Origin of the sequence: Acinetobacter lwoffii (assembly GCF_052078135.1) — a bacterium.
In the GTDB taxonomy this organism is placed as follows: Bacteria; Pseudomonadota; Gammaproteobacteria; order Pseudomonadales; family Moraxellaceae; genus Acinetobacter; species Acinetobacter lwoffii_Z.
This window is the reverse complement of sequence record NZ_JBQGUZ010000006.1, coordinates 55,651-80,553: the sequence shown is the minus strand read 5'-3', so window position 1 is coordinate 80,553 and position 24,903 is coordinate 55,651. Positions and strand designations below refer to the sequence as shown.

The 24,903-nt window shown below is 42.8% G+C and carries 23 protein-coding genes and 1 tRNA gene; 13 read left to right on the top strand and 11 right to left on the bottom strand.

The window, feature by feature from the left end:
* Window positions 1-4 precede the first annotated feature (4 nt).
* Both ACTL4S_RS05865 and ACTL4S_RS05860 read right to left on the bottom strand, forming a co-directional pair.
* Window positions 5-3,100 (bottom strand): multidrug efflux RND transporter permease subunit, encoded by a 3,096-nt coding sequence (locus tag ACTL4S_RS05865; RefSeq protein ID WP_441298926.1) that lies wholly within the window; start codon window positions 3,098-3,100, stop codon window positions 5-7.
* A 257-nt stretch (window positions 3,101-3,357) separates the two neighbouring features.
* Entirely contained in the window at window positions 3,358-4,959 is a 1,602-nt protein-coding gene (locus ACTL4S_RS05860) for an isocitrate lyase (protein WP_004280550.1), read from the bottom strand.
* A gap of 661 nt (window positions 4,960-5,620) precedes the next feature.
* Between ACTL4S_RS05860 and ACTL4S_RS05855 the strand changes: the two genes are divergently transcribed.
* The 3 genes from ACTL4S_RS05855 to ACTL4S_RS05845 all read left to right on the top strand — a co-directional run bounded on the left by ACTL4S_RS05855 (window position 5,621) and on the right by ACTL4S_RS05845 (window position 8,405).
* Complete coding sequence (locus tag ACTL4S_RS05855; RefSeq protein ID WP_247143072.1) at window positions 5,621-6,610, top strand: LysR family transcriptional regulator; 990 nt, start codon at window positions 5,621-5,623, stop codon at window positions 6,608-6,610.
* A gap of 127 nt (window positions 6,611-6,737) precedes the next feature.
* Window positions 6,738-8,060 carry a polyamine export protein PaeA gene (gene paeA, locus ACTL4S_RS05850; protein WP_004280552.1) on the top strand — a complete coding sequence of 441 codons (1,323 nt, stop codon included), beginning with the start codon at window positions 6,738-6,740 and terminating at the stop codon, window positions 8,058-8,060.
* A 66-nt stretch (window positions 8,061-8,126) separates the two neighbouring features.
* Entirely contained in the window at window positions 8,127-8,405 is a 279-nt protein-coding gene (locus tag ACTL4S_RS05845) for a hypothetical protein (protein ID WP_441298925.1), read from the top strand.
* 41 nt (window positions 8,406-8,446) lie between these two features.
* On the opposite strand, the gene ACTL4S_RS05840 is transcribed toward ACTL4S_RS05845, so the two are convergent.
* Window positions 8,447-8,953 (bottom strand): hypothetical protein, encoded by a 507-nt coding sequence (locus ACTL4S_RS05840; RefSeq protein ID WP_004280554.1) that lies wholly within the window; start codon window positions 8,951-8,953, stop codon window positions 8,447-8,449.
* A 171-nt stretch (window positions 8,954-9,124) separates the two neighbouring features.
* Between ACTL4S_RS05840 and ACTL4S_RS05835 the strand changes: the two genes are divergently transcribed.
* The 3 genes from ACTL4S_RS05835 to ACTL4S_RS05825 all read left to right on the top strand — a co-directional run bounded on the left by ACTL4S_RS05835 (window position 9,125) and on the right by ACTL4S_RS05825 (window position 10,890).
* Window positions 9,125-9,856, top strand: a complete 732-nt coding sequence (locus ACTL4S_RS05835; protein ID WP_005103944.1) for a hypothetical protein — start codon at window positions 9,125-9,127, stop codon at window positions 9,854-9,856.
* A gap of 170 nt (window positions 9,857-10,026) precedes the next feature.
* Window positions 10,027-10,112 (top strand) — tRNA-Leu (locus ACTL4S_RS05830).
* A gap of 91 nt (window positions 10,113-10,203) precedes the next feature.
* On the top strand, window positions 10,204-10,890 hold the full coding sequence (locus ACTL4S_RS05825; RefSeq protein ID WP_148334266.1) for a hypothetical protein: 687 nt from the start codon (window positions 10,204-10,206) through the stop codon (window positions 10,888-10,890).
* A 30-nt stretch (window positions 10,891-10,920) separates the two neighbouring features.
* Here the strand turns inward: ACTL4S_RS05825 and ACTL4S_RS05820 are convergent, their stop codons facing one another.
* From ACTL4S_RS05820 to rlmE, 5 genes are all read right to left on the bottom strand, one after another.
* Window positions 10,921-11,235 (bottom strand): DUF5713 family protein, encoded by a 315-nt coding sequence (locus ACTL4S_RS05820; RefSeq protein ID WP_004645751.1) that lies wholly within the window; start codon window positions 11,233-11,235, stop codon window positions 10,921-10,923.
* A 108-nt stretch (window positions 11,236-11,343) separates the two neighbouring features.
* A complete protein-coding gene (gene folP, locus ACTL4S_RS05815; RefSeq protein ID WP_004645752.1) occupies window positions 11,344-12,195 on the bottom strand; it encodes a dihydropteroate synthase in 852 nt (283 codons plus the stop codon).
* Between the two features lie 78 nt (window positions 12,196-12,273).
* Window positions 12,274-12,888, bottom strand: coding sequence for a GNAT family N-acetyltransferase (locus tag ACTL4S_RS05810; RefSeq protein WP_441298957.1), 615 nt, complete (start codon window positions 12,886-12,888; stop codon window positions 12,274-12,276).
* A 106-nt stretch (window positions 12,889-12,994) separates the two neighbouring features.
* A complete protein-coding gene (gene ftsH, locus ACTL4S_RS05805; protein ID WP_004280565.1) occupies window positions 12,995-14,884 on the bottom strand; it encodes an ATP-dependent zinc metalloprotease FtsH in 1,890 nt (629 codons plus the stop codon).
* Window positions 14,885-15,016: 132 nt separating this feature from the next.
* Window positions 15,017-15,667, bottom strand: coding sequence for a 23S rRNA (uridine(2552)-2'-O)-methyltransferase RlmE (rlmE, locus tag ACTL4S_RS05800; protein ID WP_441298924.1), 651 nt, complete (start codon window positions 15,665-15,667; stop codon window positions 15,017-15,019).
* A 195-nt stretch (window positions 15,668-15,862) separates the two neighbouring features.
* Here rlmE and yhbY point away from each other — a divergent pair, with 195 nt between their 5' ends.
* Window positions 15,863-16,186 carry a ribosome assembly RNA-binding protein YhbY gene (gene yhbY, locus ACTL4S_RS05795; RefSeq protein ID WP_004280569.1) on the top strand — a complete coding sequence of 108 codons (324 nt, stop codon included), beginning with the start codon at window positions 15,863-15,865 and terminating at the stop codon, window positions 16,184-16,186.
* An 11-nt stretch (window positions 16,187-16,197) separates the two neighbouring features.
* On the top strand, window positions 16,198-16,737 hold the full coding sequence (locus tag ACTL4S_RS05790) for a DOMON-like domain-containing protein (protein ID WP_004280571.1): 540 nt from the start codon (window positions 16,198-16,200) through the stop codon (window positions 16,735-16,737).
* A 149-nt stretch (window positions 16,738-16,886) separates the two neighbouring features.
* Here ACTL4S_RS05790 and ACTL4S_RS05785 read toward each other — a convergent pair whose 3' ends face one another.
* Entirely contained in the window at window positions 16,887-17,108 is a 222-nt protein-coding gene (locus ACTL4S_RS05785) for a hypothetical protein (protein ID WP_004280572.1), read from the bottom strand.
* Window positions 17,109-17,210: 102 nt separating this feature from the next.
* On the bottom strand, window positions 17,211-17,699 hold the full coding sequence (locus tag ACTL4S_RS05780) for a hypothetical protein (RefSeq protein WP_044109436.1): 489 nt from the start codon (window positions 17,697-17,699) through the stop codon (window positions 17,211-17,213).
* A gap of 308 nt (window positions 17,700-18,007) precedes the next feature.
* On the opposite strand from ACTL4S_RS05780, the gene carA reads away from it, so the two are divergent.
* The 3 genes from carA (at window position 18,008) to greA (ending at window position 22,959) form a co-directional block, all read left to right on the top strand.
* A complete protein-coding gene (gene carA, locus ACTL4S_RS05775; protein ID WP_044108727.1) occupies window positions 18,008-19,147 on the top strand; it encodes a glutamine-hydrolyzing carbamoyl-phosphate synthase small subunit in 1,140 nt (379 codons plus the stop codon).
* A gap of 13 nt (window positions 19,148-19,160) precedes the next feature.
* Window positions 19,161-22,391 (top strand): carbamoyl-phosphate synthase large subunit, encoded by a 3,231-nt coding sequence (gene carB / locus ACTL4S_RS05770; RefSeq protein WP_180086300.1) that lies wholly within the window; start codon window positions 19,161-19,163, stop codon window positions 22,389-22,391.
* A gap of 91 nt (window positions 22,392-22,482) precedes the next feature.
* Entirely contained in the window at window positions 22,483-22,959 is a 477-nt protein-coding gene (gene greA / locus ACTL4S_RS05765) for a transcription elongation factor GreA (RefSeq protein ID WP_004645764.1), read from the top strand.
* A 72-nt stretch (window positions 22,960-23,031) separates the two neighbouring features.
* Here greA and ACTL4S_RS05760 read toward each other — a convergent pair whose 3' ends face one another.
* Window positions 23,032-23,625 carry a TetR/AcrR family transcriptional regulator gene (locus ACTL4S_RS05760; protein WP_005252554.1) on the bottom strand — a complete coding sequence of 198 codons (594 nt, stop codon included), beginning with the start codon at window positions 23,623-23,625 and terminating at the stop codon, window positions 23,032-23,034.
* 136 nt (window positions 23,626-23,761) lie between these two features.
* Here ACTL4S_RS05760 and ACTL4S_RS05755 point away from each other — a divergent pair, with 136 nt between their 5' ends.
* Both ACTL4S_RS05755 and ACTL4S_RS05750 read left to right on the top strand, forming a co-directional pair.
* A complete protein-coding gene (locus tag ACTL4S_RS05755; RefSeq protein ID WP_441298923.1) occupies window positions 23,762-24,166 on the top strand; it encodes a RidA family protein in 405 nt (134 codons plus the stop codon).
* Window positions 24,167-24,274: 108 nt separating this feature from the next.
* On the top strand, window positions 24,275-24,901 hold the full coding sequence (locus ACTL4S_RS05750; RefSeq protein WP_441298922.1) for a CatB-related O-acetyltransferase: 627 nt from the start codon (window positions 24,275-24,277) through the stop codon (window positions 24,899-24,901).
* Window positions 24,902-24,903: the final 2 nt, after the last annotated feature.

The window sequence follows — 24,903 nt, the reverse complement described above, 5'->3', positions numbered from 1 at the left end:
TATTTTAAGCACGCGATTTTTTGATGATGAGTCGACGAATTAAAACATACATAAATGGAATAAAAATCAGCACCAGCAATGTTCCAAAAATGACACCACCAAATACACTCACGCCAATTTCCTGACGACTCACCGCACCAGCGCCTGTAGCAAAGACCAGCGGTAAAATCCCTGCGCCAAAGGCCAAAGAAGTCATCAAAATTGGACGTAGACGTAAAGACGCACCTTCTAGTGCGGCTTCTACTACCGATTTACCTTGTTGCTGCGCTAATGAAGCAAATTCCACAATCAGAATGGCATTCTTACAGGACAGACCAATGGTAGTCAGCAAGGCAATCTGGAAATAGATATCATTCGGGAAACCAGCCAGATAACTGAAAATAATATTGCCGCCAATCCCGAGTGGAATAGCTGACATCACGGCGGTTGGAATGCTCCAGCTTTCATATAAAGCCGCCAGACAAAGAAAAATAAAACCAATTGAAATCAGATACAGCCAGATCGCCTGATTATTGGACTGTTTTTCCTCGAAAGAAAGACCGCTCCAGACCACATCCACCCCTTCCTGCTCGGCAATTAAAGCTTCCACATCTTGCATGGCCTGGCCGGAACTGCTGTCTTTGGCCCGATCCGCTTCCATTTGCAATGCGGTATAACCCATAAAGCGGTTGACCACTTCAGGGCCACCACTCCAGCCCACTTGCGAGAAGTTGCTGAAAGGCACCATCTGATTCTGGTCATTTCGCACATGCCACTGCGCCAGATCTTCCGGCTTGGAACGGAATTCTGCATCACCCTGCATGATCACCCGTTTAATCCGGCCGCGATCAATAAAGTCATTAATATAACTGCCGCCCCAGGCACTGGATAAGGTACTGTTAATCGCCGATTGAGTCAGACCATTGGCCATGGCCTGTTTCTGGTCAATATTGACACGTAGTTCTGCTTTGTCAGGATTAGAACGTTTGCCCAGATTTTCAAAGCTTGTATAGTTGCCGGCACGAGCTTCCAGTGCTTTAAACTGTTGTTCCAGATATTGCCGACCATTGCCATTGATGTCTCGAATCCAGAAATCCAGACCATCGGTTTGTCCCAGACCATTGACTGAAGCTGGCATGGACACGTTAATTTGTGCATTGCGACTACTTTGAAAATGCTTCAAGGCCCGTTCACGAATCGCTTGTGCAGTATTGTCCTGACCGGAACGCTCATCCCAATGTTTCAACGCTACAAAACCGGTCGCGAGGTTCTGACCAGTTCCAGAGAAATTTCGCCCATAACGGATCATCACCAGATTGACATTAGCTTGTTCCTGATCCAGAAAATACTTACGGACTTCTTCACCGATCTGAATGGTATTTTTCATCGGAGCGCCTTCCTGCAATTTGATTTGCAAGCTTAAGATCCCTTGATCCTCACTCGGCAAGAAACTGGTCGGCAAAGCACGATAGAACAGCGCAAACACACCGATCAATCCAGCAAACAATAGTAGACAAATCGCCTGACGCTGAATCGTGAGTTTAGACAAATTCAGATAATGATGTTTTAAATGATCCAGTTTCTGATTAAACCAGGACGCCCATTTTGCCGGTTTAGGATTCGGTTTTAGGATAAGCGCGCACAATGCTGGGGTTAGAATCAATGCCACCATTAAAGACAGCGACATGGCCGCAACCAAAGTGATAGAAAACTGGCGATAGATCACGCCAGTCGATCCACCAAAAAAGGCCATTGGAATAAAGACTGCGGTTAAGACCAAAGTAATCCCGATCAGTGCCCCACTAATTTCCTGCATGGATTCCAGGGCCGCGTCTTTGGCGGACAGTTGCTTTTCATGCATCAATCGTTCAACGTTTTCCACCACAACAATCGCATCATCCACCAACAGACCGATCGCCAGAACCAGCGCAAATAAGGTTAAGGTGTTGATACTCATACCCAGTGCATACAGCACCGCCATGGTACCCAAAATCACCACTGGAACAGTCACGGTAGGAATCAAAGTGGCACGCCAGTTCTGCAAGAAAATGAACATCACAATGATGACCAAGATCACGGCTTCGATCAGGGTTTTGATCACTTCTTTAATTGATTCTTGTACAAAAGGCGTATTGTCACGTGGGTAAGCAATTTTATAGCCTTCAGGCAATTGCTGGGAAATACGGGCAATTTCAGCCTTAATCAGATTAGAGGTGGCAATGGCATTGGCCCCTGAGGCCAGTGAAATACCCAGACCTGCTGATGGATAACCATTATTGGTACTATAAGATTGATAATTTTCAGCACCCAGTTCCACCCGCGCAATATCTTTCAAATAAATAAAGCTGCCGGCACGATCCGATTTGACAATAATATTCTGGAATTCTTCCACGGTTTTTAGCCGTGAACCTGAAGTAACTTTGGCATTCAGGTATTGCTCGTCTATGGCTGGAAGATCACCAATCGCACCAGCAGCGACCTGAGTATTCTGGGCTTCAATCGCAGCACGCACATCACTTGGCATCAGGTTATATTGTTTTAATTTTGCCGGATTCAGCCAGATCCGCATCGCATATTGTGAACCAAAAACATCCACCTCACCAATGCCTTCAATCCGGGAAATGTCCTGTTCCAGATGGGTCATCAGATAGTCGGAAAGTTCAATATTGTTGCTGCGCCCCGACTCATCATACAGGCTGATCACCATATGGGTATCACCGAGCGATTTAAAGACATTAACGCCTTGGCGTTGTACATCTTCCGGTAATCGGTTTAGTACCCCATTAATCGCATTTTGTACCTGCACCTGTGCAGTATCCGGATCGGTACCATTCTCAAAGCTAATGCTGACCCGGCTGCGTCCTGAAGAATCACTACTCGAACTGAAATACAGCAGATGATCAATGCCTTTGATTTGCTGTTCCAGCACTTGGGTCACGCTTTCTTCCACAGTTTCCGCAGAAGCGCCGCTATAAGTTGCTGCCACCGTTATCCTTGGCGGGGCAATGTCCGGATAACGTTCCACTGGCAGGTTCATCACTGCGAACAAGCCGATTGCCATGACAACAATCGCCAGTACCCCAGCAAAGATCGGGCGGTGGATAAAAAATTTAGACAGCATAAGTCCGGGTCACTTTTAATTAAATAGGGGTACATTGATGCAGAACATAAGCATGCTATATCTAAATATTCAGTGACATAGCACTAGAAGGCAAGAAGTAAACACATAAAAGCTGCGATAAAAACCAATCATGGAGAAATTATGGATAATCCCTCTTGAGCACGTTCTTGAGATTGCTCTTCCCTATTTATTAATAGCATTTTTCCAAACAAAAAACCCTGCAGATGCAGGGTTTTTTGGTGAATCAATTGAGCGAATTAAGCGCTGAACTGGTTCATTGTGTTTTTAGAATCATCACCAGCTTTCAATGCATTGTCACCAGCGAAGATTTCTTTGTGGTCATCACCGATGTCAGAACCAGCCATTGCTTGGTGTTTAACACATGCGATACCGCCGCGGATTTCTTTACGTTGTACGCCAGCAACATAAGCCAACATACCTTCAGTACCGAAGTAACCTTGAGCAAGCTCATGCGTAGAAAGCGCAGCTGTGTGGTAAGTCGGAAGTGTGATCAAGTGATGGAACACACCCGCTTCACGAGCAGCATCAGCTTGGAATGTACGAACTTTTTCGTCAGCTTCAGCAGCTAGTTCAGTTGCATCGTACTCAGCGCTCATTAACTTAGCACGGTCGTAAGCAGAAACGTCTTTACCTTCAGCAACCCAACGGTCATACGCTTGTTGACGGAAGTTTAAAGTCCAGTTGAACGAAGGCGAGTTGTTATAAACAAGTTTCGCATTTGGAACTGTTTCACGTACACGATTAACCATGTGAGCAATTTCAGCAACGTTAGGCGTCGCAGTTTCGATCCAAAGAAGGTCAGCACCGTTTTGTAGGCTAGTTACACAGTCAAGTACAACGCGGTCGATTTGCGTGCCTTCACGGAACTGGTATAGACCAGAAGCAAGACGTTTAGGACGGTGAAGTTTACCATCACGCTTGATCAGGATTTCGTCTTCTTGCGCTTCTGAAATGTCGATTTCAGTTGTGTCTAAGTAGCTAATGTATTGAGAAGCGATGTCGCCTGGCTCTTTAACCACTGGGATTTTTTGAGTCAAGTCAGCGCCTTCAGAGTCAGTACGTGCAACGATGATACCGTCGTCAAGACCCATTTCCAGGAATGCATAGCGAAGAGCGTGGATTTTCGCGATAAAGTCTTCGTGTGGAACTGTTACTTTACCAGCTTGGTGACCACATTGTTTCGCGTCAGAAACTTGGTTTTCGATTTGTAGTGCACAAGCACCCGCTTCGATCATTTTCTTAGCAAGAAGGTAAGTCGCTTCTTCGTTACCGAAACCAGCGTCGATGTCCGCAATAATTGGCACAACGTGAGTTTGGAAGTTGTCGATTTGTGAAGTGATTTCAGCTGCTTTAGCAGTGTCGCCCGCTTCTTGTGCTTTTTTAAGGGCACGGAACAAGTCGTTTAATTCTTTCGCGTCAGCTTGACGTAAGAAAGTGTAGATTTCTTCGATCAATGCAGGAACAGAAGTTTTTTCGTGCATTGATTGGTCAGGAAGTGGACCGAATTCTGAACGAAGCGCTGCAACCATCCAACCAGAAAGGTAGATGTAGCGACGTTCAGTTGTACCGAAGTATTTTTTGTTCGCAATCATTTTTTGTTGCGCGATGAAACCGTGCCAGCAACCTAGTGATTGAGTGTATTTGCTAGAGTCTGCATCATAAGCAGCCATATCACGACGCATAATTGCCGCTGTATATTTCGCAATGTCTAAACCAGTTTTGAAACGGTTTTGAAGTTGCATACGCGCAGCATCTTCAGGACTGATGTCTGCCCAAGTGTTACCGAATTTCGCTTTTAATTCGCGGATTGCATCAATCGCTGTTTGGTATGTAGTCATGATATATTCCTGTAATAATATTAGGATTTTTCTGCAACGAACCGCTCAAATCACACCCTCAATGACTTGTTCAGATTTTCGACGATCCGTTGGGATAGCTAAAGATTAGTGGGCTTATGAAAATTAATCCAATAGTCTGCAAGAATCTTCAGTATTTATTTAAAAAATGAGTAGATCAAAGTCTTAGTACAATCTTAATTAATTAAATTAAATCGCTGTTTTATATATATTTATTTAAAAATAAAAATGAATAAAATTTCCGCATGTTGCTTAAAAATAATTCATTAGACTTAAGTCTGGATATGGGTTTTATGTCCTTTTATTTTTAAAAAATGCTGATCTTTGATGATTTATTCAACTCAAGGAATTCTTGATTTAGTTTACTTTTCACTCAAATCTTGAATGCAAGAACAGCCTTTCTCATGTTCTTTTAAACCGAAAATATGGTTTTCATCCCAATCTATAAAAAAGGCTAAATGATGATCCATTTAACGTACATCTTTTTTCTTATGTACACTCGAAATAATGGAGCTTAAGCCTGTGTTAATTCTGTAAACTTTATCAGTGAGCACATGGCTTTTTTCATCGGCGCTTTACACAAGGCCCGGCAATTATGGCATAATCATCATAATTTCTTGTATTTATTTTCGGTATTTCTTTTATGAATCTGGAGCGGGTCGATCTCAATCTATTAATTTATCTTGATGTACTTCTTCGCGAAAAAAATGTCACACGTGCAGCAGAACAATTGGGTGTTACCCAGCCTGCCATGAGTAATATTTTACGCCGATTACGCAATTTATTTAATGATCCCCTCCTGATCCGTTCTTCTGAAGGCATGACTCCGACCGAACGTGCTTTAGAATTACAGCCCCGCATTCGGGATGCGCTCGCTGATCTGTCGATGATCCTGGAACCACGTACCGAGTTCCGTCCATATACCTCAAATCGTGTCTTCCGGATCATGACCTCGGATTATGCGGAAGCAACGCTGGTTCCGCGTCTGGTCAAAGCCTTACGTTCAGAAGCACCGAATGTGGTATTGGATTTTCTGACGCCAAGTGACGTGTCGTATCGTGACATGGAACAAGGCAAGGTCGATCTGGCAATTAACCGCTTTAATGAGATTCCGCAAAGTTTTCATCAGGTTCTGGTCTGGCGCGACAGCTTTTCTTGTCTTTTAAATAACAAGCATCCTGCCGCAAGCAACCTGAACTTAAAAAGCTATTTGGATGCACAGCATATCTGGGTTTCTAAAACCGGTATGGGTGTTGGCTTCGGGGTAAATCCTGAAAAACAGGCCGGTTTAGGCTGGATCGATCAGGCTTTAGAACGTATTGGCCAGAAACGTAAAATCTCCGTCTTTACCCGTCACTATCAAATGCCGGGATTATTGGCTGCCAATGTAGATCTGATCGCAACACTGCCTTCACGCATCGCACGTCTGCAAGCCAAGAATCACAATTTAATTCTCAAAGACCCTCCGTTTTATATTCCTGAATTTGAATTGAAAATGGCATGGTGTCCTTTATTGCATCATCATCCGGCGCATCGCTGGTTACGTCAGCTGATTTTATATGTCGCCCGCCAGATGATTGAAGAAGAAAACCGTGAATTCCTGAGCAATAATTCTCAATTTTCACATTATTAAACTCAAAATCTTCTAAATTCTTATTTTTTAAGATTATACTTCGAAGACTTGAGATGTCATTGTTACACCTCAAGTCTTTTTTTGTGTTAAAAATATCCCAAGATACTATTCATCCACAGGTGGATTTGTGAGCCTCTTACAAAATATTGTGATTATCTTAATACTCATCACGGGGGCCGGTTTTTTATCTTTAACTGAAATCGCCCTCGCTGGTGCCCGTAAAGTCAAACTCAAAATTCTGGCTGAGTCGGGTGATCATCGCGCTCAAAAAGTTTTAGATCTACAAGAAAATTCTGCAGACTTCTTTGCAGCCTCCCAAATTGGTTTAAATGCAGTTGCCATTCTTGGTGGTATTTTAGGTGAAGGTGCCTTCCGTCCTTATATTTATAATTTTGTTTCCCGCTTTTACCAAGGACCTTGGGCTGACAATATCAGCTTTGCGCTTTCCTTTACGGTCGTCACTTCATTATTTATTTTATTTGCAGACCTGATGCCGAAACGTCTGGCCATGATTGCGCCAGAAAAGATCGCAGTCTCAGTCATCGAGCCAATTCAGATTTTCATTAAAGTCTGCAAACCTTTGGCTTGGTTTATCAATGCGATTGCCAACATGCTGTTCCGTCTGTTTAAAGTAAATACTATTCGTGATGACAATATTACTTTTGATGATATTTCTGCAGTGATGGATGCCGGTGCACAGGCAGGCGTGCTCCAGAAACAGGAACACCATTTCATTGAAAACGTATTCGAGCTGGAAGAACGTAACGTGCCTTCGAGTATGACCACACGTGAAAATGTGGTGTTCTTCACCTTAAATGAACCGGAAGAAAGTATTCGGCAAAAGCTGGCGGAATACCCCTATTCCAAGTTTCTGGTATGTAGCAATGACATTGACAGTGTGATTGGCTATGTCGACGCCAAAGACATTCTGGTGCGTATTCTGAACAACCAGTCGCTGCTGCAACTCAATGAAAATACCATCCGTAATGTCCTGACTATTCCTGACACTTTGACCTTATCGGAAGTTCTGGACCGTTTCCGTTCCACCAAGGAAAAGTTTGCCGTCGTCATTAATGAATATGCGCTGGTCGTTGGCGTGATTACCCTTTCTGATATTATGATTACCGTGATGGGTGACTGGGTGACGCCTATTGAAGCCGATCAGCAAATTATTAAACGTGACAATAATTCCTGGCTGATTGAAGGCAGCACGCCGATTGAAGACATCAAGCATGCGCTTGAAATTGATGAAATGCCTGATGATGAGAACTATGAAACCATTGCTGGCTTCATGATGTATAAATTACGCAAGATTCCACGTCCTGCAGATGCCGTGATATTTGGTGCTTATAAGTTTGAAGTGGTGGATGTCGATCATTTTAAAATTGACCAGTTGCTGGTGACCCGCCTAATCGAAACCAATTCAGTTATTCAAGAAGAATCAGATTAATCTGGTTCTTCTTTTTAGCCCTCTATTCAAAAAATTATTCTAATAAAAAAATCCATAAGGTGAGTGATGAATATTTCTGCATTATTGGCATGTCTGTTTTTTTATTCAGCCCTGTATTTGTTTTACTTCTTCTTTGCCAAACAACAGAATCCCCTGCTTTTACTCGCAGCCATCATTCTGATGGTTTTAACAGTTTTCATTATTCCCTACCCGCATGAATGTCGCCGTCAAGGTTTCGACTCGACCTTGAGATTTGGAGAGTATTTTTATTGGCCATTAATCACGTGGTGGCGTTTATTTATTCTGCCCATTAGCTGGCTGATTGCACTGATATATCGTGATTAAAAAAGCACCTTTGGGTGCTTTTTTTTAGATCTAGTTATAGCTTAGATTTTTGCTAATAAAGCCTCAAGAACGGCTTGATAGTGAATCTGGATATCATCTTCTAAAATTTTGTAGGCATTATCGAATTGCACCATTGGCCAGCCTTCTTTCCAGAATGGGAAAATATTATGCAGGTCATGGGTGACAATGGCATCTTCACGCACAATTGCTTGGGCAATTTGTGACAGCACTTGCGCAGTTTCAGCGCCATCAATCGCCATATAATCAATACCGCGCGCTTTTAAAATACGGATTCGGTCTTTTTTATAACGGATTTTTTTGATTTGTGCTGCATTCAGACCCAAAGCCAAAGATACGGCTTCGACAAATTTGTCTTCAAATGACTGATTCAATGCTACTAAGGCTGCTTTATGCGCTTCCTGACGACCAGCTTTACCACCCTGACGAATTGCTGCTTGCGCCTCAGTATTTAGCTCATCCTTTTTCATACTTTGCAGGATGTCTAAAATTTCGATGTCGCTTAACGCCTGAGGAGATTGATCAGTCATAAACTGTCCTTAAAAAAATAAATCTTGAATCGGCTATTTTCGCATAATTCGTGGCTAAAAAATCAAAATCTTCATGATTAAAACAGCGCTACGACCTGAAACTGCATTTCTTCTGCGATTTTGCGCAAAATCGACTATAGTGCTTCATCTATATATTAAATTAATCTCTGGATGACGCCCCCTACGCAAGTGACTTTGTTGCTGCAGCAACTTAAGCGCCAATATCCGACTGCATTTAAAGGAAATTACCTGTTTTACAGTCAGATTAAAATCCGTGGAATCTGGGATAAAGCCAAGCTCTTCATTCCTTGGGCCTTGGCCGCCATGATTTTTGTTCCCATCAGTTTGATGTTAGGAGATCTGGTACAGCAATCTTTTGTGCAAATCAGTGAATTTCAGGCACAGAGTTATGCCATTTTGGCCATTCTACTGTTCCTGATGTTGAGTCAGACCTTGATTCTGTACCAGATTCAGCATTCTTCTTATTCGCTGTATCAGTTATTACGGCATACTCCAATCAAGATGGCTATTGTGATTCTATTGCAAGCCTTAAATCCGGTCTTTATACAAAGCAGTTTGCTGATGTGGAGCTTATTCTTCTTTGGCGTGAGCTTTGGCTTTGTGCGCTTTTATCGGGAAAATTTATTCAAGGAAAATAGCAAAAATACTGAGCACTATCAGCTACAACAATTACGTAAAATCTGTTTTTGGGCTTATAAACAGACCTGTCTGATCCGACTAAAATTACGTTTTTATTCAAGCCATGATCCTCGGCATGCCGAACTAAAACAGCAATTAAATCACTTTGCCGGGTTATATACGCGGCTACTGAAATATGAGCATCAATATTGTAAAACGATCAAGCATCTAGATGTCGACAGCTATCTGGATGAGAATTCATAGTTCCCTCTATCATTTTTCATTGGTCGTCTTAAAGATCTGCAAATATTGACTTTTAAAAAACGTTGATTTGCTGGTTTTTAGAATAGAAGCTACGGAATTGCTTGAAAAGAAAGCAATCATTTCGGAATTTGCTTGCCAAGCTTTATTTCGTCCTCTATTATTGCGCACATGCCCGAGTGGTGAAATCGGTAGACACAGGGGATTTAAAATCCCCCGCCCACAAAGCGTGCCAGTTCGAGTCTGGCCTCGGGCACCATTTTAATATTTATTAAAATGGTGCAATAAAAAATCCAGCATTAGGCTGGTTTTTTTGTGCCTGCATTTTATTCTTTTAACGCGAAATCCCCATGTCAGAATTAAAACACTTCGATCTCGCTACATTACAATTACGTCATCCAGACGCTTTTTTCCTGAAGCTGCGTTATAGCCGCTTCAAATTTAATGCCCTGCAAAATATCCAGTTTGTTATCGCGATTAATTTACTGTCTCTTCTGGTCTGTATAGCCTGTAGTATCAGCTCAGTATTTCTGGAATATTATTTTTTTAAAAATGCCACGATTGCCTTTAATGTCACCTTAATTGTACTGATGGCACTACTGTATCCCTATATCTGGTATGCACAATATCAGGCGAAATTCAGCTCCAAAGCCTATAGTCAGCATTTGCAAAACTGTCTCTATCTGCAAATTCCAATTTTTCTATGCTTATTGCTCAACCTTTATCTGATTCATTCGGATGTGCTGGTTATTATCAGCATGATCATTTTAGCGCTTTCCTCTTTTGGCGCTGTGACCTTGGAACCTTTATTTAAAAGTTCCTGTAGCGCGATTGACCAAATCAGGTTGCAGAAACTCCGGCAACTGGCTTTTTGGGCTTATCAACAGTCCAGATCTAAAACACCACAACAGATTCAAGGTCAGTTGAATCTGCAGGCTTATTATCAAAACCTTTATCAGCAATGCATGAATGAAGAGCAACAATTACTCGGCTCGATTCGCTTTAATAGCTTTAAAGATTATTTCAACAGACAATAAAAAACCCTGCAGCTGCAGGGTTTTCTTAAATCACCATTCACGATTGTTAATTAGCTCTTCCATTTCAATCTCGAACAGGCCGTGCTCTTGCACCACCATCATCATGGCTTCAGCAATATAATCAGCAGCAGTATCATCCAGAGATGAATCCAGATCTTCAAACTGAGGTTTCATGACATTAATATCAGCCACAGTCAGATTGGCAAGCTGATAAATCTCTTGATCTGACAAACCTGATTTAGCGACTTTTTGGGCAAAACGTTCAATGTGTTGCTTAATTTCAGCAACCAGAATATCGGGATAATACTCATCATCGAACATGGGGAGAAGTAAATCTGCAAACATTACAGGCACTCTAAAGGATGACTATCTAATCTAAGCGTGCCTATATAGCATATTGTTGCTTAAAAGCCAAACAACATTGCCAATGTAGGGATTTCCCAGCCTCGCTTTCTAAGCCATTTGCATGGCTTGCCAGACTTTAATCGCATCGGCTGTAGCCTTAACATCATGTGCCCGTACCATACATGCACCCTGCTGAATACTCAACAAATGCGCTGTTGCCGAACCTATTGCACGCTCTTGCGGTGCTGCACCATCTAGAACTGTCCCAATAAAGCGTTTACGAGATAAAGCAGACAAAATCGGATAGCCCATTTCTGTCAGTTTATAAAACTCTTGCAACAGCTTGAGATTTTGCTGGGCATTTTTAGCGAAACCAAAACCTGGATCAATCATGATATTTTCCGCTTTCACTCCCACATCCAAGGCATCCTGAACGCGTTGGGATAACTCACGAATCACATCAGCAGTGACATCTTCATATTGATCCAGATTGTTCATGGTGGTCGGTTCACCGCGCATATGCATGATGATCACTGGAATATTCAGCTCTGCTGCGGTCTGCAATGCATTCGGCCGAGTCAAAGCACGGACATCATTCCAGATATGCGCTCCGGCCTGAACTGCTGCGCGTATGACTTCAGGTTGCGACGTATCAATCGAGAGAATGATATTATGTTTGGATAAAGCTTCAACCACAGGCACCACGCGGCGAATTTCTTCCTCCACTTCTACTGCTGCTGCACCTGGACGGGTCGATTCACCCCCAATGTCGATGACGGTTGCGCCTTCAGCCATCATTTCCAGTGCGCGGGCGACTGCATCTTCTTTTTGATTATGCCGGCCACCATCACTAAAAGAATCCGGGGTGACATTGAGAATCCCCATTACATGCGGCTGGGATAAGTCCAATTTTAAATCACCAAATGTCCATACATGTGGTAACAAAGGCATCAGCTGCATGATTCAATACTCACTTAAAATAACCCCGATATTGTCTTATGGATAGTTAATTAAAGCAAAGATGAATAAGGCCAGGACCTAGATTTCGAAGTAATTATTTCGGGAATATTGCATCATCTTAGTTTGTAATAATGTTTTCACATCTGACCATTCACTTTCTAAAATACTATAGATGTAGCTATCTCGAATAGTGTGTCCATCTTTACGCAGCATATGACACCTGATAATGCCATCCCGCTTGGCACCTATTGCTTCAATCGCTTTCTGGCTAGGAAGATTCAAGTGATCAGTTCGAAAGCCGACCACCTGAGCATTTAAATTTTCAAAAGCATGTCTTAACAAGAGATACTTACATGCGCGATTTACATAAGCTCTGTGATAGCGCTTGGCATACCAGGTATAACCAATTTCAAAACGTGGAATTTCCGCTTTAATATCATGATAACTGGTGGTTCCAATTGCTTGGCCGGAGTTTAAATCAATCACAGCAAAAGCCATCCTTTCACCTTGAGCTTGCTGTTCAAAAGCCTGAGTAAAATATTTTTTTAAGTTAGGCAGATAAGGCACTGAGTTATATAAAACCTCACCTAAATTTTCTTCAGCGCATGCGATAGCTAAATCAGAAAAATGCTCCCAGCTCAACGGTTCAAGACGAAGCTGGTAAACACTGGATTCCAGAACAGGCATATTCATTTTTATTTTCTTATTCATTTTTAATAGCTCAATATAACACTCAAAAAGATATGACAAAAATGACAAGCATAAAAAAACCACCCGAAGGTGGTTTTTTTTATTGAGCTTAGTTCGCTGGCAATGGCGGAGGAGTCAGCGGACCATCATCTGGCGTTACATCAATCACAGGATTATCTGCAACATAGACTTTTGGTGGCTGAGGCTCACGACCTTCCATGATGTCACGGATTTGATCACGATCAATGGTTTCCCATTCCATCAAGGCTTTCACCATCGCATGGGCAATATCTTTTTTGCTTTCCAAGATATCGCGTGCGATTTTATATTGCTCATCTAGAATTCGACGAATTTCACGATCGACTTCTAGTTGTGTGGTTTCCGAAATACTGCGGCTACCAATACTGCCCATGAAAGATTGCTGTGCATCTTCTTCATAGACCATGACACCGAGTTTGTCCGACATACCATATTTGGTCACCATCGCACGTGCCATTTTGGTTGCACGTTCGAAGTCATTTGAAGCGCCGGTCGACATCTGGTTAATGAAGACTTCTTCAGCAATACGGCCACCAAACAAAATCGAAAGTTCATTCAACATTTTGTCTTTATAATGGCTAGTCTGGTCAAATTCAGGCAGCTGCCAGGTGACACCTAAAGCCCAGCCACGCGGCATGATCGTCACTTTATGCACAGGATCTGTACCTGGCAAGCTTTCAGCAACAATTGCATGACCTGCTTCATGATAAGCTGTCGCGCGACGCTCTTCATCACGAAGTACCATCGATTTACGCTCAGGACCCATATACAGCTTGTCTTTCGCATCTTCGAAGTCATGCATATCGACGGTGTTCTTGTTACGGCGTGCAGCAAACAGAGCAGCTTCATTCACTAGGTTTGCCAATTGCGCACCCGAGAAGCCCGGTGTACCACGTGCAAGAACTTTAACATCCACACCTGTCACTGAAGGCAATTTTTTCAAATGTACATTCAGGATTTGTTCACGACCTTTAATGTCTGGCAAACCAACCACAACTTGACGGTCAAAACGGCCTGGACGAAGAAGTGCTTTATCCAGTACATCTGCACGGTTGGTTGCAGCAATCACGATAATGCCTTCATTGCCCTCAAAGCCGTCCATTTCAACTAGCATCTGGTTCAGTGTCTGTTCACGTTCATCGTGACCACCACCGGTACCTGAACCACGGTGACGACCGACTGCATCAATCTCATCAATAAAGATGATACATGGTGCATGACGTTTCGCCTGTTCGAACATGTCACGAACACGGGATGCACCGACACCGACAAACATCTCAACGAAGTCAGAACCTGAAATACTAAAGAATGGAACTTTCGCTTCACCGGCAATGGCTTTGGCAAGTAGGGTTTTACCCGTACCTGGAGGACCGACCATTAACACACCACGTGGAATACTCGCACCCAGACGTTTAAATTTGGTTGGATCTTTCAGGAAATCTACGATTTCAACGACTTCTTGCTTGGCTTCGTCACAACCAGCAACATCAGTGAAAGTGACTTTAATCTGGTCTTCAGACAGCATTTTGGCTTTAGATTTACCAAAACTCATTGGGCCGTTTTTACCACCTGCACCGCCACCCATGTTGCGCATAAAGAACATGAATAACAAAATGATTAAAAGTACAGGGAAACTTGCAATAAGCAACTGCATGAGCAAGCCTTGACGTTGTGGTGCTTCACCTTCAACCACAACATTATTTTTAATCAGGCTTGGCATCAGTTCAGGATCCTGAACTGCCGGACGGATACTTTCAAACTCTGAACCGTTCGATTTTTCGCCACGGATTCTTTCGCCGTCAATCACAACTTGTTTAATTTGGCCAGCATTGACCGCGGCAACAAACTCTGAGTAGTTCATTGTAGTCGGTTGATTGCGGTCACTGACGTTGCTGAAGATTAACACCAGCACACCCAGTATCACGAGCCACAATACGGCATTCTTAAAAAGATCGCTCAAAGCTTTATTCCCATTCCAATCTAATTTGATCATGCCCTGTTCAGGGTGACCTTAATACTTAAGCTGTAAATCAACTTACAATTATCTGAAAACGTACAAAATGCACAATTTTTAACGACTTGGCAAGTAGACTTATTTTAAAGCCTTCTTACGTCCCTGCCCGATCAGGAAAACTTCCTTGGAGCGAGCACGTGATGCCAAAGGTTTAGATGTTTTCAGAACATCAAAACTATCAACCACTTGCTTACGGAATTCGTCAAAACCTGAACCTTGGAAAACTTTTACCACAAATTGACCTTTAGGGCCTAGCACCTTGTTGGCAAAATCCAGTGCAAGTTCACACAAGTAAATCTGACGCGGTTGATCTACAGCCTTATTACCTGATGTATTGGGGGCCATATCTGAAATTACAACGTCTACAGTACGACCATCTAAAATTTCTAACAATTGCTGGAAGACTTCTTCTTCGCGAAAGTCACCTTGCAAGAAAGTCACATCAGGTAATGCATCCATTGGTAAAATGTCAGATGCAATCAATAAACCTTTGGCGCCGACCAACTTACCGGCGATTTGTGACCAACTCCCGGGAGCTGCACCCAAGTCGACCACGGTCATGCCGGGTTTGATGATCTTGTACTTTTCTTGCATTTCTAAGAGCTTATATGCTGCACGCGCACGATAGCCGTCCTTTTGTGCCTTTTTCACATAAGGATCGTCTAAATGCTCTCTCATCCAATCACGACTACTTTTAGATAACTTTTGGTTGGTAATGCGTGTAGCCATAACTCTCTAAATAAAAAAACGTCTAATTATTAATTGTACGTGAAAAAGACATATTTTGCAGTATACATGTGTATCTAAATCTAGGAGTTTTGCTCGTTATGAAGAGATATTGGAAATGATTATTTCCTGATAATTTAAAGCGTTTGTTTTTTGCTTTTGCTATACTAAGCCGTTTTAAAATTCAGGTTATCTCTCATGGCGTCTTTATCTATTCAGGAACGTAAGCGTTTACGTCAAATCGGACATGCTTTAAACCCGGTCGTTATGCTGGGTGACAAAGGCCTGACTGAAAATGTCATCGAAGAATTGGCACGTGCTTTAAACGATCACGAACTGATTAAAGTAAAAATCGTAGCTGAAGATCGTGAAGCGCGTGCAGCATTGATTGCTGAAATTTCAGAAGCGACTGGTGCCGAAGTAGTTCAAACTATTGGTAAAATTGCGCTGCTTTACAAGAAAGCTGCGAAACAAAACCAAAAATTGTCCAACCTTGTCCGTTTCGCTCATCTGTCTAACTAAGTACAGGACTTATGGCAAGTTACGAACTTAGCGCATTTGATCGCCGTTTTCAGGCCATCTCTCTGGTTGCCGCCATTGAACAGCAAGGCCCATGCAATTTAAATGTGGGCTTCTGGATCCGTGATCCCAATCAGTACATCTTGTGGCCCGACATGGTGACGGCACATCCCCGTCAGGATTTCCTGTGGGAACAGACCTGCTTTGAAATTTTTATTGGGGTTCAGGGCGAAGATTTTTATCGTGAGATTAATCTTTCCCCCTCTCAGGCCTGGCAGGCTTATCAATTTGAAGAATACCGTTATCCTGAAGATATGCCACCGCAAGCTGCGGATGATATTGAGCTGAATCAGCTCAAACGTACGCATTATGGTCTTAATGTCAGTGTGGATCTGACTGATTTTATGGCAACACATAAACTGAAATGGGAAAACTTGTTCCTGGGTTTATCTGCTGTTTTAAAAACCTCACAAGGTGATCAATACTATGCCATGCAGCATAGTAGTCCTCAGGCAGATTTTCATAATAAACGTGACTGGTTGCATGTGTTTTAAATAGATTGACGCTGTGCATCAACTATTTAAATGTGTGGCAGGCGAATACAACGTGAGACTTAAAGTCTCACGTTTTTGTTTGTCGCTCAACAATGATTGATCCTCTGTATAATTATTTTAGATTTTTTATTGTTTTCAACGTTCATATTTTAATGATGTAGATGATGCTGCTCCTGAATAGATTTCACAGCAGCATAAAGAATAAAAGCAAAAGTAATGATCATCAGAAGAATGGTCCCAAACACCAGTCCCAGCACTCCCAAACATAATACGATTACACCCAGATAAAGTATGCGCCCCAATCCGCTTTCCAGATTCAGTAGCATGATCAATATCAGTAAAATAAGTACACCTACAAAATGCTGTTGCATCGTGACCCCCTTTAATTGTTATTGTGAGTCCGTTTTGCTGCATAAAGACAAAGGAGAACATTTGATTGTTCTCCTTTTTAAATAGCGGCCTTTCAGCGCAGCCTAACTTTTCAGCTCAGGACTTTTGTCCGAGCTCTCTGTTTTCACCACGGGTTTGACTTTTTTCAGTACTTCAATGGTACTGTCCTTAGAACGTTTAAAAGTATCGGTCAGATGTTCCTTATGCTTGGTCGAAATCTGACTGACATCCTCTTTCAACTCTTTACCCAGATTAGATAAGTCTTCGAAGACAGCGTTGAATTCTGTCTTGATAAAGCTTTTCAGTTCAGTTAATTCTTTCTGCGAACCGAAAATCTGCTCCTTCAAAGTATCAATACGCTGTAACACCTCCTGCTTAAATTGACGCAATTGTTCCTGCACAGTGTCGCTTAACTGCTTGGCTTCAACTTCAAGCTTTTCCTTACTTTCCTCGATGGTTCCAATTGCCTGATCTTTAGCCTCGACTGCTACTTTTTCAAGCTTCTCGGCAGTTTCAGTTACCACGCTCGGAGTGATTTTTTTAGATGTAGTAGATTTAGGTGCTGTAGCCATTTGTCTTGTTCCTATTGTTATATCGACTAAGCTATATTAGTAGATTTGATAAAAATTAAGATTTGATTTGTCTGACAATTATTAATTGCTTACATTTTTTCACATTGCTTACAAAACAGACTTCCATGCAAAAAGCAAGCCATTTATCTCATACTTTCGCTGCAAAGCCGTTGGACTTTAGGGGTCATTCTGCGTATAATGCCGTGTTAAGTTCAAGCGAGCAGACATAGGAGGGTAGGTTTAAAAAATAGCCTTCCTTTTTTTTCGTCTTCTCGCTTTTTTACAGCCTAAATTTCAGGAGCTTTGGTTTGAGCACCCCAGCAATTTTAGCCCTTGCCGACGGAACTATCTTTAAAGGTACTTCGATTGGCGCATCGGGTAGTACGACTGGTGAAGTCGTTTTCAACACTGCCATGACTGGCTATCAAGAAATTTTGACTGACCCGAGTTATGCACAGCAACTTGTGACACTGACTTACCCACATATCGGTAACACAGGCTGTAATGAAGAAGACGCTGAATCAGGTCGTATTCATAAGGTTTGGGCGAACGGATTGATCATTCGTGACCTGCCTTTACTGCACAGTAACTTCCGTTCAACCCAATCATTAGCTGAATATTTGGTACAACACAATGTTGTGGCAATTGCGGATATCGACACGCGTAAATTGACACGTATCTTACGTGACAAAGGTGCGCAAAATGGCTGTATCCTTGCTGGCGAAAATATCACTGAAGTTGAAGCGCTTGAAAAAGCACGTGCATTTGGTGGTTTAAACGGTTTAGACCTGGCAAAAGAATGTTGCGACCCTGAAGGTTTTGAATGGACTGAAGGCTCTTGGACATTAGGCAAAGGTTTCTCTCAACCAGAAGCTAAATTCCATGTTGTTGCATACGATTACGGTGTCAAAACCAACATCTTACGTATGCTCGCAGACCGCGGTTGTAAACTGACTGTTGTGCCGGCGCAAACTCCTGCTGCTGATGTACTTGCACTGAATCCAGATGGCGTGTTCCTTTCGAACGGTCCTGGTGATCCGGCTGCATGTGACTACGCAATTGAAGCTGTAAAAACAATTGTAGAAACCACTGAAATTCCAGTATTTGGTATCTGCCTGGGTCACCAGATCCTTGCGCTTGCAAGTGGTGCTAAAACCTTAAAAATGCCTCACGGCCACCACGGTGCGAACCATCCTGTACAAAATCTTGATAACGGTACAGTGATGATTACTTCTCAAAACCATGGCTTCGCAGTCGATGAAAGCAATCTGCCTGATGTGTTGCGTGTAACGCATCGCTCACTGTTTGATGGCACCAACCAAGGTATCCATCGTACAGACAAACCTGCGTTCAGCTTCCAGGGTCACCCTGAAGCAAGCCCGGGTCCACATGACTGCGCACCATTGTTCGATCATTTCATCGAACTTATCGAAGCATCTAAGAAGTAATTAAGGAAGCATCATGGCTAAACGTACTGACATTAAAAGCATCTTGATTATTGGTGCTGGTCCGATTGTCATCGGTCAAGCATGTGAGTTTGACTACTCAGGTGCTCAAGCATGTAAAGCCCTTCGTGAAGAAGGCTACCGCGTTATTTTGGTCAACTCGAACCCAGCGACCATCATGACCGACCCAACCATGGCAGATGCAACTTATATTGAGCCAATTACTTGGCAAACTGTTGCAGCAATTATTGAGAAAGAACGCCCAGACGCTGTTCTTCCGACCATGGGTGGTCAAACTGCATTGAACTGTGCCCTTGCCCTCGATGAGCACGGCATTTTAGAAAAATTCAATGTTGAATTAATCGGTGCAACCAAAGAAGCGATTGAAAAAGCTGAAGACCGCAAACTGTTTGACCAGGCAATGCGTAAAATTGGTCTTGAATGTCCAAAAGCTGACGTTGCTGAGTCAATGGAACATGCTTTAGAAATTCAAGCACGTTTCGGCTTCCCAGTGATTATCCGTCCATCATTCACCATGGGTGGTTCTGGTGGCGGTATCGCTTACAACAAAGAAGAATTCATCGAAATTTGTGAACGCGGTTTCGATCTTTCTCCGACTAAACAATTATTGATCGATGAATCTTTAATTGGTTGGAAAGAGTACGAGATGGAAGTTGTTCGTGACAAAAACGACAACTGTATCATCGTATGTACGATTGAAAACTTTGACCCAATGGGCGTACACACTGGTGACTCAATCACTGTTGCTCCTGCGCAAACATTGACAGACAAAGAATTCCAACTTCTACGTAACGCATCTTTAGCTGTACTACGTGAAATTGGCGTAGAAACAGGTGGTTCTAACGTACAGTTCGGTATTTGTCCAAATACTGGTCGTATGGTTGTGATCGAGATGAACCCACGTGTATCACGTTCATCTGCCCTTGCCTCTAAAGCAACTGGTTTCCCAATTGCAAAAATCGCTGCGAAATTAGCGGTTGGTTACACGCTTGATGAGTTGAAAAACGACATCACTGGCGGTACAACACCTGCATCGTTTGAACCTGCAATTGACTACGTAGTTACTAAGATTCCTCGTTTCAACTTCGAGAAATTCCCACAAGCTGACGCAACGCTTACAACTCAGATGAAATCTGTCGGTGAAGTAATGGCGATTGGTCGTAACTTCCAGGAATCTGTACAAAAAGCCCTTCGTGGTCTTGAAGTGGGTGCTTCTGGTTTTGACGAAAAAATTGAAGTGGGTGCTGAAGGCGCGCGCGACAAAATCTTGCAAGAACTTAAAGTGCCAGGTCCAGAGCGTATCTGGTACGTGGGCGATGCATTCCGTCACGGCTTTACTTTAGACGAAGTATTCGCTGCAACGAACATTGACCGCTGGTTCTTGATTCAAATCGAGGACATCATCAAAACTGAAAACCAAATCAAAACTTTAGGTTTTGGCGACTTGAATGCGGACAACATCCGTGGATTCAAACGTAAAGGTTTATCAGATCTTCGCATTGCAGACTTGATGGGTATTTCACAAAAGCAATTCCGTAAACATCGTTGGAACCTGGGCGTAACTCCAGTTTACAAACGTGTCGATACATGTGCTGCAGAATTCGAATCTGATACAGCTTACATGTACTCAACTTACGATGAAGAATGTGAAGCAAATCCATCGAACAAAGACAAGATCATGGTGATCGGCGGTGGCCCTAACCGTATCGGTCAAGGTATCGAGTTCGATTACTGCTGTGTACACGCTGCCCTGGCTATGCGTGAAGACGGCTATGAAACGATCATGGTAAACTGTAACCCTGAAACTGTTTCTACGGATTACGACACTTCAGATCGTTTGTACTTCGAACCGATCACTTTAGAAGACGTTTTAGAAATCGTGCGTATCGAGAAGCCTAAAGGCATTATCGTTCAGTACGGTGGTCAAACACCTTTGAAATTGGCTCGTGCTCTAGAAGAAGCCGGTGCGCCAATCATTGGTACATCACCTGACGCGATTGACCGTGCAGAAGACCGTGAACGTTTCCAGCAAATGATTCAACGTCTACAACTTCGCCAACCAAACAACAGCATTGTAAAATCTGCTGAAGAAGGCATGGCTGAAGCATCTAAAGTTGGCTACCCGCTTGTAGTACGTCCTTCTTACGTCCTTGGTGGTCGTGCGATGGAAATCGTATACAACGATGAAGAATTAAAACGCTACTTACGTGATGCAGTTCAAGCATCTAACGAAGCGCCTGTTCTTCTTGACCGCTTCCTGGATGACGCGATCGAAGTTGACGTGGACTGCGTATCTGACGGTAAAGACGTGGTGATCGGCGGTATCATGCAGCACATTGAGCAAGCGGGTATTCACTCAGGCGACTCGGCATGTTCGATTCCTCCTTACTCTCTATCTAAAGAGATTCAGGACGAAATGCGCCGTCAAACCGTGGCTATGGCAAAAGAACTTGGCGTAATCGGTTTGATGAACGTTCAGTTTGCTGTAAAAGGTGAAGACGTTTACATCCTGGAAGTGAACCCACGTGCATCACGTACTGTGCCATTCGTTTCTAAATGTATCGGCGAATCTTTAGCGAAAGTTGCTGCACGTTGTATGGCGGGTCAATCTCTAGAATCTCAAGGCTTTACATCAGAGATTATTCCTGAACACTTCTCTGTCAAAGAAGCGGTGTTCCCATTCAACAAATTCCCTGGTGTTGACCCGATCCTTGGCCCTGAGATGAAATCGACTGGCGAAGTGATGGGTGTTGGTAAAACATTTGGTGAAGCGTTCTATAAAGCTGTTTTAGGTGCAAACGAGCGTTTACCCGGTCTTCCAACTGAAGGTGAAGTCAAACACGCATTTATCTCTGTACGTGACTCAGACAAACCACGTGCGGCTGGTATCGCAAAACAATTGATTGACCTAGGCTTCAAGATTCTTGCAACTGATGGTACATTTAAAGTGATTAGCGATGCTGGTCTTGAATGTGAACGTGTCAATAAAGTAACTGAAGGTCGTCCTAACATTGTGGACCGTATTAAAAACGGCGAAATCCACCTTGTGATTAACACGACTGAAGGCAAAAAGGCACAAGAAGACTCATTCTCGATCCGTCGTTCAGCACTTCAAGGTAAAGTGTATAACACAACTACATTGAATGGTGCGGATGCAGTATGCCAAGCTTTAGCAATTAAATTGCCGATGGATGTATATCGTTTGCAAGACCTAACTAAAGGTTAATTCACTTCCAAGAAGTCCCGCCACCTTCTTGGTGGCGGGCTTTTTTTTATTTATAGATTTTATATCTTTCAACTGACTTTTGAGGGACAACATGCAACGTTATCCTATGACACCTGAAGGCAAAATTGCCTTAGAGAAAGAATTACACCAACTGAAAACAGTGGATCGTCCACGTATCACAGCTTCAATTGCAGAAGCGCGTGAACACGGCGACTTAAAAGAAAATGCAGAATACCATGCAGCACGTGAACAGCAAGGCTTCTGTGAAGGTCGTATTCAGGACATCGAAGGCAAACTGGGTGCAGCTCAGGTGATTGACGTAAAAGAACTTGAACAGAATGGTCGTGTGGTTTTTGGTGTAACGGTCACGATTGAAAATCTGGATACTGAAGAACAGAAAACCTATAAAATTGTAGGTGATGACGAAGCAGACTTTAAGATTAACAAGATCTCTGTGAACTCGCCAATTGCACGTGGTCTTTTAGGTAAAAACGAAGGCGACGATGTGAAAATCAATACACCAAACGGTGAAGTTGAATACGAAATTGTGAAAGTTGAATATCTTTAAAATTTAAAGCTGTTTAATTTAAAGCCCCTCGATTGAGGGGTTTTTTACCTTTATCTGCTTCCTACAAACGAATTAGCTCTGGGCTTCTTTTAAAAACCCCGATGCAAATAAATTAAATGCATGTAAAGCCTCAGGGAGTACCTGCTCAGGATGTTCGCTAGAAGCCACCCAGAGGGCTGCATTCATTGCAGCACCATTTAAAAATACCGCAGCAGCTTCCGGATCAACTGTTTTAATTCGATCTGCTACCAATAATTGCTCAACACATTCACGCGTGGACTGCAAACATCTGTTTTGACTTGGCCAGTGTGCAGGATCACCCAATACCGCAGGCCCATCGCGCAATACAATGCGCTGGAATTCAGAGTTTAAGGCATTTTGAATATAGGTCCGCCCTTCCAGCATCAATCCTTCCCACAGATCATCAGGCTGCTCCAGATGTTGCTGCGCAGATGAAGCCATTTCCGAATCGATCTGGTCGACCACTGCAGCAAATAAGCCTTTTTTATCACCAAAATGATGATACAGCGCACCACGAGTCAGCCCTGCTTCTGCCGTGAGCTTATCCATTGAAGTGCCAGCATAACCATATTCCGCAAACGCACGGCGTGCCACTTCTATCAGTTTCTTGCGGGTTTCCGCCATCTTTTGTTCACGAACAGACATGAATTACTTTACCTCATCATCATAAAAATTTTAATTGACATACGGACCGTATGTCAATTATGTTTACATACGAAGCGTATGTGAAAGTCAAGTTGCTTTCACTCACTGATAAATTAGATATTGAATGAGAATAGACATGACTAGAACTGCGATATTTCCCCAAGACCGCCATGCCCTGTATGAACAGCATGGTTATTCTGCTGCGATCAAATCGGAAGACTTACTTTTTGTTTCTGGTCAGGTCGGTAGCCGTGAAGATGGCTCGCCTGAACCAGATTTTGAGAAGCAGGTAGAACGGGCTTTTGAAAACTTAGCTGCAACATTGGCAGCGGCTGGTTGTACTTTCGATGATATTGTCGATGTCACTACTTTTCACACTGACCCCGAACGGCAGTTTGAAAGTATTATGAAAGTTAAACAACAAGTGTTTAATCAAAAGCCTTACCCAAACTGGACTGCGGTGGGCGTGACTTGGCTGGCAGGTTTTGATTTTGAAATTAAAGTGATTGCCCGTATTCCTACAGCGTCTACACCAGTCTAATCATTTGCGTTATTCGCACTCGCTTGAGTATCTTTTAGAGATTATTCAGCAAGTTTAAACGCCGATTAGGTATAATTTCTTATTCACTATTTTTTTTGTATCTTCCTTATGGCTGAAAAGTTAATTAATTCTCCTGTGAATCATTGGTGTGAATTTGAGTTCATCTCAAAAACGGTGAAGAATCCCAACATTCATATCAAAGGGAATTATTCTTATTATTCAGCGTATTGGGATCAAGGTTTTGAGCGCTGTGTGGTGCGCTATCTGCATGATAAGCCTGCCACGCCTGAGAAGCCCATAGACCAGCTCTATATCGGCAATTTCGTCTGTTTTGGCGCAGAATGCGTGATTATGATGGGCAGCAACCAATTACACCGTACCGACTGGATTTCAGCATTTCCGTTCGATACACGGGGTTTTGAGCTTGCGGGTGACACGATCATTGGTGATGGTTGCTGGATTGGTTCTCGTGCCATGATTATGCCCGGTGTAAAGCTTGGTGAAGGTGCTGTGGTCGCAACAGGTGCTGTTGTGACTGAAGATGTGCCACCTTATGCAGTTGTGGGCGGCGTACCTGCAAAAATCATTAAATACCGTTTCCCGCAAGAAGATATCGAAAAACTGCTTTCACTTAAAATTTACGATATAGATGAAAAGCAGTTTTTAAAAATGCGTGAGCAATTGCAAACGGATGATGTGAAATCACTGCTTAATTATGTACAAAGTTTGATCTAAAC